The sequence below is a fragment of the Allotamlana fucoidanivorans genome (assembly GCF_045788535.1).
Lineage (GTDB): Bacteria > Bacteroidota > Bacteroidia > Flavobacteriales > Flavobacteriaceae > Allotamlana > Allotamlana fucoidanivorans.
Map to the genome: position 1 here is coordinate 3,977,589 of NZ_CP074074.1, position 15,895 is coordinate 3,993,483.

The 15,895-nt window shown below is 33.4% G+C and carries 16 protein-coding genes and 1 riboswitch; of the genes, 12 read left to right on the forward strand and 4 right to left on the reverse strand.

Annotation, left to right across the window (positions count from 1 at the left end; all coding sequences use genetic code 11):
- Positions 1-2: 2 nt before the first annotated feature.
- Positions 3-1,874: a TonB-dependent siderophore receptor gene (locus tag KFZ70_RS16905; RefSeq protein ID WP_139697753.1), complete on the reverse strand. Its 1,872-nt coding sequence runs from the start codon at positions 1,872-1,874 to the stop codon at positions 3-5.
- Positions 1,875-1,904: 30 nt separating this feature from the next.
- A riboswitch (cobalamin riboswitch) is annotated at positions 1,905-2,099 on the reverse strand.
- 254 nt (positions 2,100-2,353) lie between these two features.
- On the opposite strand from KFZ70_RS16905, the gene KFZ70_RS16910 reads away from it, so the two are divergent.
- The 11 genes from KFZ70_RS16910 (at position 2,354) to KFZ70_RS16960 (ending at position 10,389) form a co-directional block, all read left to right on the forward strand.
- A complete protein-coding gene (locus KFZ70_RS16910; RefSeq protein ID WP_139697755.1) occupies positions 2,354-3,493 on the forward strand; it encodes an ABC transporter substrate-binding protein in 1,140 nt (379 codons plus the stop codon).
- Positions 3,494-4,522: an iron ABC transporter permease gene (locus KFZ70_RS16915; protein ID WP_139697757.1), complete on the forward strand. Its 1,029-nt coding sequence runs from the start codon at positions 3,494-3,496 to the stop codon at positions 4,520-4,522.
- A complete protein-coding gene (locus KFZ70_RS16920; protein WP_139697759.1) occupies positions 4,522-5,316 on the forward strand; it encodes an ABC transporter ATP-binding protein in 795 nt (264 codons plus the stop codon). The genes KFZ70_RS16915 and KFZ70_RS16920 overlap by 1 nt, the downstream gene beginning before the upstream one ends.
- Before the next feature lie 97 nt (positions 5,317-5,413).
- Positions 5,414-6,799, forward strand: coding sequence for a DNA recombination protein RmuC (gene rmuC, locus KFZ70_RS16925; protein WP_139697761.1), 1,386 nt, complete (start codon positions 5,414-5,416; stop codon positions 6,797-6,799).
- Between the two features lie 19 nt (positions 6,800-6,818).
- Positions 6,819-7,181 (forward strand): 6-phosphogluconate dehydrogenase, encoded by a 363-nt coding sequence (locus tag KFZ70_RS16930; RefSeq protein WP_394344304.1) that lies wholly within the window; start codon positions 6,819-6,821, stop codon positions 7,179-7,181.
- A 6-nt stretch (positions 7,182-7,187) separates the two neighbouring features.
- On the forward strand, positions 7,188-7,724 hold the full coding sequence (locus KFZ70_RS16935) for an acyl-CoA thioesterase (protein WP_139697764.1): 537 nt from the start codon (positions 7,188-7,190) through the stop codon (positions 7,722-7,724).
- Positions 7,725-7,773: 49 nt separating this feature from the next.
- Positions 7,774-8,154: an OB-fold protein gene (locus KFZ70_RS16940; RefSeq protein WP_139697766.1), complete on the forward strand. Its 381-nt coding sequence runs from the start codon at positions 7,774-7,776 to the stop codon at positions 8,152-8,154.
- Positions 8,155-8,180: 26 nt separating this feature from the next.
- Positions 8,181-9,029: a DUF5777 family beta-barrel protein gene (locus tag KFZ70_RS16945; protein ID WP_139697769.1), complete on the forward strand. Its 849-nt coding sequence runs from the start codon at positions 8,181-8,183 to the stop codon at positions 9,027-9,029.
- A 12-nt stretch (positions 9,030-9,041) separates the two neighbouring features.
- Positions 9,042-9,404: a hypothetical protein gene (locus KFZ70_RS16950; RefSeq protein ID WP_139697771.1), complete on the forward strand. Its 363-nt coding sequence runs from the start codon at positions 9,042-9,044 to the stop codon at positions 9,402-9,404.
- 60 nt (positions 9,405-9,464) lie between these two features.
- Entirely contained in the window at positions 9,465-9,794 is a 330-nt protein-coding gene (locus KFZ70_RS16955; protein WP_158293214.1) for a c-type cytochrome, read from the forward strand.
- 46 nt (positions 9,795-9,840) lie between these two features.
- Positions 9,841-10,389 (forward strand): YceI family protein, encoded by a 549-nt coding sequence (locus KFZ70_RS16960; RefSeq protein ID WP_139697775.1) that lies wholly within the window; start codon positions 9,841-9,843, stop codon positions 10,387-10,389.
- A 46-nt stretch (positions 10,390-10,435) separates the two neighbouring features.
- Here KFZ70_RS16960 and carB read toward each other — a convergent pair whose 3' ends face one another.
- Positions 10,436-13,291, reverse strand: a complete 2,856-nt coding sequence (gene carB / locus KFZ70_RS16965; protein WP_139697777.1) for a carbamoyl-phosphate synthase large subunit — start codon at positions 13,289-13,291, stop codon at positions 10,436-10,438.
- 115 nt (positions 13,292-13,406) lie between these two features.
- On the reverse strand, positions 13,407-13,568 hold the full coding sequence (gene rpmH / locus KFZ70_RS16970; protein ID WP_027878648.1) for a 50S ribosomal protein L34: 162 nt from the start codon (positions 13,566-13,568) through the stop codon (positions 13,407-13,409).
- Positions 13,569-13,868: 300 nt separating this feature from the next.
- On the opposite strand from rpmH, the gene KFZ70_RS16975 reads away from it, so the two are divergent.
- Entirely contained in the window at positions 13,869-14,444 is a 576-nt protein-coding gene (locus KFZ70_RS16975; RefSeq protein WP_139697779.1) for a DUF2892 domain-containing protein, read from the forward strand.
- Here KFZ70_RS16975 and cls read toward each other — a convergent pair.
- Positions 14,441-15,895: a cardiolipin synthase gene (gene cls / locus KFZ70_RS16980; protein WP_139697780.1), complete on the reverse strand. Its 1,455-nt coding sequence runs from the start codon at positions 15,893-15,895 to the stop codon at positions 14,441-14,443. The genes KFZ70_RS16975 and cls overlap by 4 nt on opposite strands.

The following is a 15,895-nucleotide window of genomic DNA, read 5'->3' on the forward strand; positions in this document are numbered from 1 at the left end:
CTTTAAAATTTATAATTGAGGTTTATATTAAAATTTCTATTGGGCATGGGGCGTCTAGGTCTAACAACATACTTTTCATTAAATAAGTTATTTATTTTTACCCCTAATGATAATTGACTTTGCAGTGTGTGTAACACCTTAAAATCAACACCTGTATTAGCTACAAAAAAAGCTGGCACTACAAAATCTTCAGAATTACTGGCCGTTGTATACACCATACCATTATAAAGCTGCTGGTAATACCATCCAAACAACTTATAATTATAACTTAAATTGGTTTTAAAAAGGTGTTCTGGCGTGAATATAACCTGCTTCTTTGTTGCTTCATCAATAGCTTGCGTAAAGCTATAATTTGCTTGTAATTTTACGATATGTTTGTGAAACTGCTCTTCTACACCAACCTGTATTTCTACCCCTTTAGAGGTCACCTCATCAATATTTATAGGCACCCAAACACCAGGCCGTTCTGGATCTCCATTTGGAATCCATGTAATCTTATCGTTTGAGGCAATATAAAAAACACCTGCATCTACTGACACAACATCATTTTTAAACCCAATACCCAACTCTCCTTGTAAGGCCGATTCTGGTACTAAACTCAAATTACCTTGGCTAGGCCAATACAAATCATTATAAGTAGGCACCCTATAATTTTTTGAACCATTGGTTCTAATAAAAAATTGTGACGATGCTTTAAACTGAGCACCTAATGCATAGGTAAAGGGTATCTTATAATCTGAATTAAAATCTTGACGTACTTTTGCTTCGTAGTTAAGCCAGTCACTTAAATCATGCTTGTAAACAATTGATTGAGAAAATTGCTTTCGGTGCTTTTCTGAAATTTTATCTGCTTTCCCTAAGGTAGATTCGTATTCTGAGTACGACGTTATTTGAGCGTCTATACCTAAAAATCTATAAGACAAATCATAATTGAAACGATAACGTTTAGCCCTTCCAAAATCATAATCATCAAATGCTCTATCTGCAAAATATCTATACGTCTCGAATAGGTAGGCCATTCTTGCCTCTTGCTTTAGTTTATACTTATTTTGGGTATATACCAATAAAAAATAATTATTAGAGTTCTGGTATTTATCTTTAGCCGTTTCAGGGTTTGGTAATTCCCCTGAAAAAAAGCGTTCTCCCCAATAATTGGAATTGTAAAATTTTAACTTAGAATATTTTGAGAGCAATAAAGCAGCATTAAAGTTTAAAGACAAATTTTTAAATGCCCCATTTTCATTTTTAAAATCGGTATCATACAACGGGTAATCATTTTCAGATTCGTTATAAGACACTCCTGCATTTATAGCTAATTTAGATTGAGACATTTTGAATTTATACAAACTATTGTATGCCTCAAAACTACCTGCCGAAAGCACAAATTGATGTGTTGTTTTTTTCTTAGCGCTAAAGACTAAATCATCATTTAAATGAATAGAGCCACCAATAGCCCCTGAGCCATACTCCAAACTACCACCACCACTTCTTATATCAATACCATCATACAAACTCACGGTTAATGCGTTAAAATCTGTTTGACCATTATTTACAGCATTTATATTAATGCCGTTCCAAATAACCGCTGTATTTGTTGCACTAGTACCTCTAAAACTGGCAGAACTCACCCCGCTCACACCATTCTCTCTTAAATATAATGGTGAATTAAAACGTAACACATTTGTAAAAGACTCGGTATTTTTAAGTAATACAGAATCGTTTAACGTTTGTACCTTATATCCTACAGAATGCTGTTTTAGTCTGGGATCCCCATGGATAACTACCTCTTTTAGAGTGTTAACCAACGTATCCTGTTGTGTAAAACCATCAAAACTGATGATGAGAGCAAGTATATAAAAAAAGGTTTGTTTCATAATAATTAAACTTTTATCCCGAAAGTTTTAATAATTGATTATGAATATGGCAGGTCTCCTGACTTGCGTCTTCATGTTGGTCTTCCCAAAGAATTTCTTCAGTGACTTGAAGTTGAACATGAAGCTTTTTAGCTTACAGTTGCGGGAACAGTTCTGGACTTTAACCAGATTCCCTTTTAATCCAATCAACTCAAATTGATTAGAACCAAAATTCGCCACAAATGTACTACCTATTTTTAGAATGATGGAGATTTTATCTGTTAATTTTTAATGAGTCTCTTAAAGATATCTTGTGTACTATAACTAAAATCACCCCTATCTTAATGTAGCAAACAACGCGAAATCTGATTTTTATTATTGCATTACAAATAAGCGTTATTAAAAATCAGAGCTAGAAAACGTAAAAATTATAACGGATTTAAACCTTAAAAACCGTTTATTTAAAAAAATTTAAGACCTTTAAACTCCAAAAACTAACTATGCGCTTACTCTGTTTTTTTCTTTTAGGTATTTTTCTATGCTCAGCTTGCAAAGAACAAAAAAAAGAAAAGTCTAATCTTGTCGTGCATGAAGGAATAAAAGAAACTCTTAAGTATGCTAAAGGATTTTCAATTACCTATCATAAAAATTATACTGAAATTATAGTGTCTTCACCATACCCCAAGAGTAAGGAAAATTACCGCTATATAGTAACTACCAATACAAGTAATATACCTAAAAATGGCGTTTCTGACATTACTGTTACACTTCCCATAGAAAAATTAGTGGTGATGTCTACCACCAATATCCCTGCTTTAGAATATCTTGACGTTGATGATAAATTGGTTGGATTTCCAAGTACCAGATTTATCTCTTCTGAAAAAACGCGAGCCCGTGTTGATAGTGGCGCTATAAAAGATCTGAATAACGATTTAGATCTAAATATGGAATTACTGTTAGACTTACAACCTGATTTGGTTATTGGATTTTCCGTCAATGGCAACGACAAAACATTAAATCAAATTAAAAAGTTTGGAATTCCTGTAGTTTTAGATGGTGCTTGGACCGAAGCTCACCCGCTAGGAAGTGCTGAATGGGTTAAATTTATTGCAGCTTTTTTCAACAAAAAAGACAAGGCCGATAGTATTTTTAATACCATAGAAACAAACTACCTACAAGCAAAACAATTAGCCTTAAACGCCACTAAACGACCTGTAGTTTTATCGGGCTCCATGTTTAAAGAGGTTTGGAATGTGCCAGGAGGAAAAAGTTTTGTAGCTAAATATCTGGAAGATGCCAATACCAATTATTTATGGAAAGACACTGATACCAACGGCAGCTTACAATTTAATTTTGAAAACGTTCTTGAAAAAGCTCAAAACGCTGAACTATGGATTGGTGCGGGGGCATTTAATAGTAGAGAACAAATGGCAAATCAACACAAAGGTTACACGTATTTTGATGCCTTTAAAAACAAAAACATATTCACTTATACCAATAAAATAGGCCCAGATGGCGGTTTGTTATATTATGAATTAGGCCCTTTAAGACCCGACTTTATTTTAAAAGACATTATTCATATAGCACATCCCGACCTGCTTCCTAATTATAACAATTTCTTTTTTAAACGTTTAGAATAGGTGTTCTATCAAAATAAATACACGCTTTCTTTTATTGTACTTGGCATACTGCTTATTGCTTGCTTTTTTGTAAACATAAGTCTAGGCTCTATTTCTATTCCAAACAAGGTTATCTTTAATAGTCTATTTGGTACGGTGGAGAATATCTCATGGAAATACATTGTTTTAGATTATAGATTACCAAAAGCGTTTACCTCCATTATTGTAGGTTCGGGTTTAGGCATTTCAGGACTTATGATGCAAACCCTCTTTAGAAATCCGCTGGCAGGCCCTTTTGTTTTAGGCATTACCTCTGGCGCTAGTTTAGGAGTGGCTATTGTTACCTTAGGAACCTCTGTTTTTAGTGGCGTACTTTGGGGTTTATTAGCTTCCAAATGGAGTATTGTAATTGCTGCTACTTTAGGGAGTTTTTTAGTGCTGCTTACGGTGCTTATTGTATCCACCAAAGTAAGAGATGCTATGGCAATTTTAATTATAGGCCTTATGTTTGGTAGTATTTCAGCGGCTGTGGTTAACGTACTCTCCTATTTTAGTTCGGCAGAAGAATTGCAACAGTATATTTTTTGGGGATTTGGAAGCCTAGGAAACCTATCATGGTACGAATTGTTTATTTTATTCGTTATTTATAGTATAGGTATCCTAATAAGTTTAATGTCTATAAAAAGTTTGAACTCCTTATTATTGGGAGAAAACTATGCAAAGAGTTTGGGACTAAACATAAAAAAGAGTAGATTCTTAATCATTATATCAACAAGTTTGTTAGCAGGTACCATTACTGCTTTTTCAGGTCCTATTGCTTTTATAGGTTTAGCGGTACCGCATATTACAAGACAGCTTTTTAGCACCTCAAACCATAAAATTTTGGTGCCCGCAGTATTCTTATTGGGAGCCATTATTATGCTCATTTGTGATAGCATTGCGCAATTACCAGCAAGTGATTACACCTTACCTATAAATGCCATAACCTCTTTAATTGGAGCTCCTGTGGTTATTTGGTTATTGGTTAGAAAGCGTAAAATGATGTTTTAATGACTCTTTCAAAAAAACATATCGTCTTAAAAACTGAAAATCTATCAATAGGTTACACCTCTAAAAAAGAGACTAATACAATTGCTTCTCATATTAACATAGAACTTTGTAAAGGAGAACTTGTAGGATTAGTAGGCGCTAATGGTATTGGTAAATCTACACTTTTAAGAACGTTAACCGATGTGCAGCCAGAATTAGAAGGAGATATCCTTTTAAACAATAAACCTTTAAAAACATATTCTAATATTCAATTAGCCAAAGCCTTAAGCTTGGTACTAACAGAAACATTATCATCAAAAAACTTAACCGTTTTTGAATTGGTAGCTTTGGGTAGACAACCCTACACCAATTGGCTTGGAAGCTTTTCAAATACCGATATTAAAATCATACACAAGTCACTCCAACTTATTAATATTGAAGCTTTAAAAGATAAGAAGTGTTTTGAACTTAGTGACGGACAACTTCAAAAAGCCATGATTGCGAGAGCCTTAGCGCAAGACACCGATGTTATCATACTAGATGAACCAACAACACATTTAGACATGTATCATAAGGCCTATATTTTAAAGTTGCTTCAAAAACTAGCTAAAGAGACCAATAAAACCATTTTATTTTCATCACATGAAATTGAGTTAGCCATTCAATTATGCGACAAAATGGTAGTGATGACTCAAGGTCAAGTAACTTCAGATATCCCTTGCAACCTAATTACCAATGGTACTTTTGAAAGACTTTTTCCTAAGGATTTAATTGCCTTTGATAAGAAAACAGGAAGTTTTAAGGTTAAAAAATAAGAATTTATAAAATCCGTTTTCAAAAATTAAATCTTACTTCGGGCAGTTTCTATCTTCAAACTAAAAAAATTATATTTGAAAATATTTCTATTTTTTAATGAACGACAGCCTTATTCTCATTCTTGCCATTATCATTTCAGCCATTGTTGGAGGTTATATAGGTATGCTTATCTCAAAACTTAAAAGTAAAGGAGAAACCAGTGGTTTAATAGTATTAAATTCTAATTTGGAACAGCAATTACAAGATGCTAAAAACACTTTTGAAGCTGAATTAAATAAACAAGCTGAGTTTTTTAAACTTCAAATAAATGAACTCCGCGAAACAATTTCTAAAATTGAAAATGAACGCGAAAATATACGCCGTGAAAAGGATTTCTTAAATGCCGAATTAACAAGAAAAAATACCGAGTTTGAAAATCTTACTCAAAAGAATGCAGAGCAAAAAGCTGAAGTAGAACAGCTTCAGGAAAAATTTACTAAAGAATTTGAAAATTTAGCCAATAAAATATTAGATGAAAAGTCTGAAAAATTCACCATTCAGAATAAAGAAAACATCAAAAATATTTTAAATCCGCTACAAGAGAAAATTCAAGTTTTCGAACAAAAAGTTGAAGCTTCTCAAAAGGAAAGTATCAGCATGCATTCGGCTTTAAAAGAGCAATTATTAGGCTTAAAAGATTTAAATCAACAAATGACCAAAGAGGCCACTAACCTTACCCGAGCTTTAAAAGGCAACAGTAAAATGCAAGGGAATTGGGGCGAATTGGTACTTGAGCATGTTTTAGAAAAATCGGGCTTAGAAAAAGACCGTGAGTACTTTGTACAACAAAGCTTTACACGTGAAGACGGCTCTCGTGTATTACCCGATGTAGTGTTGCATCTTCCTGATGACAAACGCATGATTATTGATAGTAAAGTTTCTTTAGTCGATTATGAACGCTACGTTAATGCTGAAGAAGATGACAAACCTGCTTACCTTAAAGCACACGTTAATTCCGTTAGAAAACACGTAGACCAACTGGCGGAGAAAAACTATCAAGATTTATATGATGAATCTCCGGACTTTGTATTATTATTCATTCCTATTGAAACTGCTTTTGCTGTAGTAGTAAATGAAAACAATAGTATTTATAACAAAGCTTTTGAGAAAAATATTGTTATTGTAACGCCTTCAACATTACTAGCAACACTGCGTACTATAGACACTATGTGGAACAATGAAAAACAACAGCGTAACGCTATTGAAATTGCCAGGCAGGCAGGAGCTTTATACGACAAATTTGAAGGCTTAATGAACGACCTTATTGGTGTTGGTAAAAAAATTGACGCTACTAAATCAGACTATAATGCCGCTATGAATAAGCTTTTTGAAGGTAGAGGTAATTTAATTACCAGCGTTGAAAAACTAAAAAAAATGGGGGCAAAAGCAAAAAAATCACTTCCAGAACCTATACTGAAGCGCGCTCAAGAAGACGAGATTTAAAAAGCATTAAAATATAAATATCATGAAAATTTTAACCAAAATAATCATCGGTCTAGTAGTCATTTTCATAGGCTATTTTTGCTTTCTATATTTTGCAAAATATAGCGAAGGCGTTAGAGCGGGTGAACTTGTTAAATTTAGTCGTAAAGGAGTTATCATAAAAACCTGGGAAGGTGAGATAAGTCAAGGCGTTTCAGATTCTCAATTCTTTAGATTTTCTGTAGAAGACTCAGAAAATAAAGTTATTAAAGACCTAAATGACTTACAAGGCCAATATGTAAAACTTTACTATTATGAGCGTTACAAAACGTTCTTTTGGTTAGGAGACACCAAATATTTCATAACAAAGGTTGAAAAAACAGACAGAAACTTAAATAAATAAAATTACATGTTTAAACACGCTAAAGAATCTCAAGTTGAAATTACACAACTTATGTTACCATCGCACTCAAATTTTAGTGGTAAAATTCACGGAGGGCATATTTTGAATTTGATGGATCAAATAGCCTTTGCCTGTGCTTCAAAGCACTCCAACCACTATTGTGTAACAGCCTCAGTAAATCGGGTAGATTTTTTAAATCCTATAGAAGTTGGTGAATTAGTGACCTTAAAAGCTTCTATAAATTATACAGGAAAAACCTCTATGGTGGTAGGTTTACGTGTAGAGTCTGAAAATATTCAAAGAGGAGAAGTAAAGCACTGTAATTCTTCTTATTTCACCATGGTAGCTAAAGATGAAAATGGTAAAAATGCTTTGGTACCAGGTTTAATTCTCGATAGTGTGCAAAGCATACGTCGATTTGCCAGAAGTATAGCACGACAAGAACAAGCTAAAACGCGAACTACAAAATTTAAGTCTTCTGAATTTAAAATTGAAGAACATATTGAACATATTAAAACTCAAAATGCCCAGATAGCCCTTTAGGTGATTTCTATTTGAATAATTAAATTAGTTTTTTTTACTATATTTAATTATGCGCAAATGGATACTACTTGTTTTAATTCTTGGTTTAGGCCTTTCGTCGTATTTCTATCTTTTTAAAGGTCATAGAGATATTGCTTCAGAAAAGGCAGAAGTAACCATGACAGCTATACAATTACAAGAGTTATATAAAAAAACACCTAACAATGTTTTTGAAAACACATATTTAAACAAAACCATTGAAGTAACAGGTAGAGTTTCTAGTTTTGAACCAAAACAAATTACATTAAACCGTGTTATTTTTTGCCAGCTATCTGATTCTCTAGATGCGCACATCAACATAGGTTCAAATATTAATATTAAAGGGCGCTTAATTGGCTATGATGAATTACTTGAAGAAGTAAAGTTAGACCAGTGCTATATTTTAAATTAAGTTATACTAAACTAACCCATTCCAGTATGAAATACTTTTGTTTTCTTTTTGTATTGTTGCCTTTTTTAGGATTTTCTCAAAATGACTTATTAAATGAAATAGATACAGATTCTTTAAGAGCAAATGAGGTGAGCGCTACTTTCAAAGGGCTCAAGATTGTAAATTTTGAATCGACCAAACTTGTTGATAAAGGCGATTTTACATTTGTGGTTGCCCACCGATTTGGAAGTCTAAAAAATGGTTTTGATAGTTTTTTTGGCTTGGATGATGCCGTAACTCGATTGAACTTTATTTTTGGCGTTTGTGATGGTCTTAATATTGGCGTATCAAGAAGTTCCTTTCAAAAAATTTATGAAGCTTCTGCAAAATATCGTCTAATTAAACAAACACATAGTGGGATTCCATTTACTATAGTCGGTTACAATTCGGTACTCGTTAATACTGGTCTAGAAAAAGACAACCTTCCGTTATTAGAATTCAAACACCGCATGGGTTATACTGCTCAAATACTTATATCAAGAAAAATAAACAACAACTTATCTCTTGAACTTGCTCCTACCTTTTTCCATGATAATTATGTGGCCGTTAACGAACAGGATAATTCACAATATGCATTAGGCCTTGGAGGACGCTATAAAATAAGTAAGCGTGTGTCTTTAAATGTAGATTATGGCTGGCATCTTAACCGAGCCAGCACTTCGCCCTTTAAAAATCCATTATCAGTAGGTGTTGATATTGAAACGGGAGGCCATGTATTTCAAATGCATTTTACCAATGCACAAGGCATGAATACCAACTCTTTTCTGGGTCAAAGTACAGGAGATTGGAGTGATGGAGATATTTATTTTGGTTTTAACTTAAGTCGTGTATTTTAAACCCCACATACTATGAAATATAAAATTTTAATATTTACGCTTTCAACAATTTCTTTTTATAACTGTGCCAACGACAGTGAAGATGATTTAACAAACCCTAACCCTATACCAACAGTTGTAACCTATAATGCGCACGTAAAATCTATAATTAACACCAATTGTACAAGCTGTCATTCAGATCCTGCTGTTAATGGAGCCAATGTTCCTTTAACTACTTATACCCAAGTAAAGTCTGCCGTTCAGAATAACAACTTAATAAGTAAAATAAATGGTAACGGACCTGGGGGACTAATGCCTCTTGGAGGTCCAAAACTACCAGAAAACCTTATTGATGTAATTGAAAAATGGGAAACCGATGGTTTAAAAGAAAACTAATAACTAAAAAACAATACTATGAAAACGAAACACTTTATTTACCTATTTGTCCTTTTCTTGATGGCATTTAACTGTTCTAGCAGCAGTGATACTGACACCATGGAAACTCCAAATCCAGATCCAGACCCAACTCCTAGTGAAAAGGTCACTTATGATGCCGATATTAAAAGTATTTTAAGTAGCAATTGCATTTCTTGTCATGGCTCAACACCTACTCAGAATGCGCCAATGTCATTAACTACTTATACGCAAACGAAAAATTATATCGATCAAATTATTGACCGTGTTAATAGAACAGGCTCAGGCAAGATGCCGCCTTCTGGACAATTATCTAGCCAAGAAAAGGCTGCTTTTCAACAATGGAAAACAGATGGATTGCTTGAAAATTAACAAGAATTATTTGGCAACATTTTTGATCTAGTTAACAATAAAGAATATGAAACACCTACTATTCTATTTTATTGCTTTTTTAAGCTTAAATATGTATTCTCAAGAGAAGTATTTAACGCGTTCTGGTAGAGTTAATTTTGAAGCTTCTGTCCCTTCATTTGAGGAAGTAAAAGCGATAAATAATTCGGCAACCGCCATACTAAATGGTTCTAATGGTGAATTGGCAGCTTTAGTTTTAGTTAAAGGCTTTCGGTTTAAAAACGCCTTAATGGAAGAGCATTTTAATGAAAATTATGCGGAGTCTGATCAATTTCCGAAAGCTACTTTTATAGGAAAAATTGAAAATTTTCATAGTGAACAGTTAAACACTACTCACCAAAACGTTGTACTGAAAGGCCAGTTAACTTTTCATGGAGAAACAAAACCTATAGAAGTAAACAATCTCACTTTTTCAAAAGAAAGTAATGTTATTGTAATGTCTGGATCATTCAAAGTAAAAGCTGAAGATTTCAGTGTCAAAATACCCAAAATAGTACGTAACAAAGTTTCTGAAACTATTGATGTTTCCTTTAATTTTGAGCTTAAACAGAAATAAAAAAAGCAGCCCATAGGCTGCTTTTTTTATTTCAAATGATTGAAAGTTATTTACTTAAGTACATTTTACGTCTTGAATATAAATCATAAAACTCGTCATCTTTTAAACTATCAATAAATAAGATACTTTCTCCTGTACTCTTCATTTCTGGTCCTAAGCGTTTATCTACATTAGGAAACTTATTAAATGAAAATACCGGTTGCTTTATAGCATATCCTTCAAGTTGCGGATTGAATGTAAAGTCTGTTACCTTTTTCTCACCAAGCATTACTTTAGTAGCATAGTTTACATAAGGTTCTTTGTAAGCCTTAGCAATAAACGGAACCGTTCTAGAAGCTCTTGGGTTTGCTTCAATGATGTAAACCATATCATCTTTAATGGCAAACTGAATATTAATTAAGCCAACCGTGTTTAAGGCCCTAGCAATAGTATGTGTATGATCTATAATTTGTTGCATCACTAAATCACCTAGATTAAATGCTGGCAAGGTTGCATTTGAATCGCCCGAATGTACCCCACATGGCTCAATATGCTCCATAATACCTATGATATACACATTACCATCAGCATCACAAATAGCATCCGCTTCTGCTTCAATAGCACCATCTAAATAGTGATCTAATAAAAGCTTGTTGTTAGGAATTTTTCTTAGTAAATCAACAACATGCTCTACTAATTCTTCCTTATTAATCACAATCTTCATACCCTGACCTCCTAATACATAAGATGGTCTTACTAGGATTGGGAAGTTTAACTGATTCGCTAACTCTAAGGCTTCATCTGCATTTTCGGCTACACCAAACTCAGGGTAAGGAATGTTATTCTCTTTTAATAGTTTAGAGAAACTACCTCTATCTTCAGCTAAATCTAAAGATTCAAAACTAGTACCAATAATTTTAATTCCGTACTTGGTTAATTTCTCTGCTAATTTTAAGGCTGTTTGCCCTCCTAATTGCACAATTACTCCTTCTGGTTTTTCATGACGAATAATATCATAAATATGTTCCCAGAATACAGGCTCAAAGTATAACTTATCGGCGGTATCAAAATCCGTTGAAACGGTTTCTGGATTACAATTAATCATGATTGTTTCATAACCACATTCAGCAGCAGCTAAAACACCATGTACGCAACAGTAATCAAACTCAATACCTTGACCAATTCTATTGGGACCAGAACCTAAAACAACAATTTTCTTCTTATCGGTTACAACACTTTCATTGTGCACATAGGTATCTCCTTCTGGTGTTTCTATAATATTTTCGAACGTAGAATAGTAATACGGTGTTTTGGCTGTAAACTCAGCAGCACAAGTATCCACCAATTTAAACACACGCTGAATGTTGAACTCATCACGTTTATTATACACCTGACTTTCTAAACATCCTAACATATGAGCTATTTGACGGTCGCCATACCCTTTTTGTTTCGCCTCAAGCAATAGGTCTTTATCTAACGTATCTATGGTGTATTTTGAAATTTCTTTCTCTAACTGGAATAGCTCTTCATATTGCTTTAGGTACCACATATCAATCTTGGTGATATCGTGAATTTGGCTTAAAGGAATTCCCATAGCAATGGCATCATAAATAACAAAAACGCGATCCCAACTGGCATGAGTAAGCTTATCAATTATTTGATTATAATCTGTATAACCCTTACCATCAGCCCCTAAACCATTACGCTTAATCTCTAAAGATTGTGTAGCCTTATGAAGCGCCTCTTGGAAAGAACGGCCAATTCCCATCACCTCTCCTACGGCTTTCATCTGTAGCCCTAATGTTCTATCAGAACCTTCAAACTTATCAAAGTTCCAACGTGGTATTTTTACAATAACGTAATCTAACGTAGGTTCAAATAAGGCTGAAGTAGATTTTGTAATTTGATTATCTAACTCATCAAGCGTATACCCAATAGCTAATTTTGTTGCAATTTTTGCAATAGGATATCCTGTTGCTTTACTTGCTAAAGCTGAAGAACGTGATACACGTGGGTTAATTTCAATGGCAATAATGTCTTCCTTTTCATCAGGGCTTACAGCAAACTGTACATTACAACCCCCTTCAAAATCACCAATACTACGCATCATTTTAATAGCCATATCACGCATTTTTTGATACGTTTTATCACTCAATGTCATAGCAGGTGCCACGGTTATAGAATCTCCAGTATGAATCCCCATAGGATCCATGTTCTCAATAGAACAGATAATTACAACATTATCATTTTTATCTCTAAGAAGCTCTAACTCATACTCTTTCCATCCCATCATAGCTTTATCAATCATCACCTCATGAATCGGTGAAATTTCTAAACCTCGGCGTAAAAGCTTATCAAAATCTTCTTCTTCATATACTATAGCAGCTCCAGCGCCACCTAAAGTAAATGACGAACGGATACATAACGGGAACCCAAACTCTTGAGCAATCTCCTTACCTTTTAGGAAAGACGTTGCTGTAGCTTGAGGCGCCATAGCTACGCCTATTCTCCCCATTAATTCTCTAAACTGCTCTCTATCTTCAGTAATATTAATGGCATTAATATCTACACCTATTAATTCTACCCCAAACTCTTCCCAGATGCCTTTTTCATCAGCTTCAATACATAAGTTTAAAGCAGTTTGACCACCCATAGTTGGTAAAACGGCGTCAATTTGAGGGTGCTCTTTTAAAATTTTAATGATAGATTTTGTAGTCAGTGGCAACAAATACACATGATCTGCCATAGAAGGATCAGTCATAATCGTTGCTGGGTTAGAATTAATCAAAATCGTTTCAATTCCATCTTCTCTTAAAGACCTCAAAGACTGCGAACCTGAATAATCAAACTCACACGCTTGTCCTATCACAATAGGCCCTGAGCCAATAATTAATATCGATTTAAGTTTTGGATTTTTTGGCATTTTACTTGATATAATATGTTGTCTTTTAATTTTTTACAAAAATAGCAATCAGCAGATATAAAAAAAGGCGCTACACTTAAGTAACACCTTTATATTATCAACAATTGTTAATCATTTATTTTTTATGTCTAGTTTCAGATGATACAGACAATTTTTTTCTTCCTTTTGCTCTTCTACGAGCTAATACCTTTCTACCGTTAGCAGAAGCCATTCTTTCTCTAAAACCATGCTTATTTCTTCTCTTTCTTTTAGAAGGCTGAAATGTTCTTTTACTCATTGTCTTATATCTTTAAAATCTGAAAATGTATTTTTTGTATTAGGGCTTTCTTTAAAACCGAGGGCAAATATACAAAGGCTTTATTAGTTAGACAAAACTTATTTTAAAATTTTTTCAAATAAGTTTTTATTTTAGAATAATAACCTTTAACTCCTTTATTTATTTGGGTTAACATCAATATTTTGTTGGTGTTACCTATATATATTTTGATAAAATTTAGTTTCTTTGCAATCCAAAATAAGGATTTTTTTGTGTTTTATTCGCTAATATCACACAATTTTCAACTAGAAATTAAATATCATGTTCAATAAAATTATAAAACTTATTATAGCTGCAGGCATTATTGCTTTTGCGGTTTATCAATTTACCGAAGATAATATTGGTAATGGAATTGCTTTAATTCTGTTGTCATTAATATTTGTCTTTCTATATTTTAAAAATGAATTTATCCTACTAGCCTTTTTAAAATTACGTAAACAAGATTTTGAAGGCGCTAAAAAATGGCTTGACAAAATAAAGAATCCTGAAACAGCTTTAGTAAAAAAACAACAAGGTTACTACAATTACTTACATGGTATTATGGTGTCTCAAAGCAACATGAATGAAGCCGAAAAGTTTTTAAAAAAGGCTATTACATTAGGATTGTCTATGGATCATGATTTGGCTATGGCGAAATTGAACTTAGCTGGAATTGCCTTTTCTAAAAGAAGAAAACAGGAAGCCCAAAAACTACTTACAGAAGCCTCAAAATTAGACAAGCAAGGCATGTTGACGGATCAAATTAAAATGATGAAGCAAAACATGAAACGTGCCGCAGGACCAAATCAACATTTTGGTACTGGCGGATCTTTAAGAGCTCAAAAAAGAAGAGGTTAAAGTATCGGCGACCATAATCTACAAGAAGATTCTTTTATTTTATCAAATTTTGGTCTATTCAACCAACGCTGATAATCAATCATTTCGCAGTCTTTCAGATCATCAAGAAAATGCTGTTTTAAACGTTTACTGTTGCTTGAATCATAGATTAAGGCGTTGATTTCAAAATTTATTTTGAAGCTTCTATAATCCATATTTGAAGTTCCTACGGTTGAAAAAACATCATCAACAACAATAGTTTTTGCATGTACAAAGCCCTTAGCATACCTGTAAACTCTCACATCAGCCTCTAGCAATCTTTCTAAATTTGAATTGGTAGCATACTTAACCACCCAAGAATCTGATTCTTTTGGAATAATTAAACGAACATCAATGCCACTTTTAGCTGCTATTTGAATGGCAGTAATAATCTCGTCATTGGGCACAAAATAAGGTGTGGTAATATACACATATGATTTGGCTGTTGTAATAGCCGTGAATATAGCTTCCATAATATTGGCCCAATCTGTATCAGGACCACTAGCTGCAATTTGAACGGCCACAGTATTATCACAATGCAATACAGGAAAATACGCTTCCTTTACCTGAAGTGTTTGCCCTGACACAAAATTCCATGTGGTAAGGAAATGAAATTGTAAAGCCTTTACTGCTTCGCCTTCAAGTCGCAAATGTGTATCTCTCCAATACGGTTTACTTCCATTATTATTTAAGTAAACATCTGAGATATTAATCCCTCCTACATATCCTATTTTTCCATCTATGATAGCTATTTTTCGGTGATTTCTATAATTCATCTTACCTGTTAAACTAGAAAAAACAACAGGCATAAAAGGAAAGTGCTCTATTTTATTTTGTGTTAATTGGTGCTTCATTTTAGACGAAATCTTACTACCAACATCATCATATGACACCCTGACTTCAACCCCTGCCCTTGCTTTTTCTATGAGTAAGTTCAATATTTCTGTGCCAATACCATCATCACGTAAAATATAATACTCCAAATGAATGTGATTTTTTGCCGCTCTTATATCTTGCTTTAACTTAATAAACTTGTCGTCTCCATTCCTAATAATATCAACACTATTCTTTAGTGTAAGAGGTGAATTCTCATTACTGTAAAGTAATTTAACCAACTTAACCTTATCACCTAAATGATCATTTATTTCTTCAATCTCCCTGCTACTAAACGTTAAATCATTTCGAACAGATTTTATAATCTTTTGATTTGCAACATTTTTTCTACTAAAGATTTTATTCTTTCTATACTCCTGACCAAACAGATAATATACTAAAACCCCTAGAAAAGGAAAAAAAACCAAGACAATAATATAGGATAAGGTCTTGGTTGGGTTTATATTTTTTAATAAAATTGTTATTGCGGCTGTTGCAGCTAATAAGTAATTAAGAATTAAAAGAATTCCCAAATATTCTTGCTTAATGAATTCTATCAT

Coding starts and splice junctions, on each gene's coding strand:
- KFZ70_RS16905 (WP_139697753.1), bottom strand. CDS start 1,874: ATGAAACAAACCTTTTTTTATATACTTGCTCTCATCATCAGTTTTGAT.
- KFZ70_RS16910 (WP_139697755.1), top strand. CDS start 2,354: ATGCGCTTACTCTGTTTTTTTCTTTTAGGTATTTTTCTATGCTCAGCT.
- KFZ70_RS16920 (WP_139697759.1), top strand. CDS start 4,522: ATGACTCTTTCAAAAAAACATATCGTCTTAAAAACTGAAAATCTATCA.
- rmuC (WP_139697761.1), top strand. CDS start 5,414: ATGAACGACAGCCTTATTCTCATTCTTGCCATTATCATTTCAGCCATT.
- KFZ70_RS16935 (WP_139697764.1), top strand. CDS start 7,188: ATGTTTAAACACGCTAAAGAATCTCAAGTTGAAATTACACAACTTATG.
- KFZ70_RS16940 (WP_139697766.1), top strand. CDS start 7,774: ATGCGCAAATGGATACTACTTGTTTTAATTCTTGGTTTAGGCCTTTCG.
- KFZ70_RS16945 (WP_139697769.1), top strand. CDS start 8,181: ATGAAATACTTTTGTTTTCTTTTTGTATTGTTGCCTTTTTTAGGATTT.
- KFZ70_RS16950 (WP_139697771.1), top strand. CDS start 9,042: ATGAAATATAAAATTTTAATATTTACGCTTTCAACAATTTCTTTTTAT.
- KFZ70_RS16955 (WP_158293214.1), top strand. CDS start 9,465: ATGGCATTTAACTGTTCTAGCAGCAGTGATACTGACACCATGGAAACT.
- KFZ70_RS16960 (WP_139697775.1), top strand. CDS start 9,841: ATGAAACACCTACTATTCTATTTTATTGCTTTTTTAAGCTTAAATATG.
- carB (WP_139697777.1), bottom strand. CDS start 13,291: ATGCCAAAAAATCCAAAACTTAAATCGATATTAATTATTGGCTCAGGG.
- rpmH (WP_027878648.1), bottom strand. CDS start 13,568: ATGAGTAAAAGAACATTTCAGCCTTCTAAAAGAAAGAGAAGAAATAAG.
- KFZ70_RS16975 (WP_139697779.1), top strand. CDS start 13,869: ATGTTCAATAAAATTATAAAACTTATTATAGCTGCAGGCATTATTGCT.
- cls (WP_139697780.1), bottom strand. CDS start 15,895: ATGATAGAATTCATTAAGCAAGAATATTTGGGAATTCTTTTAATTCTT.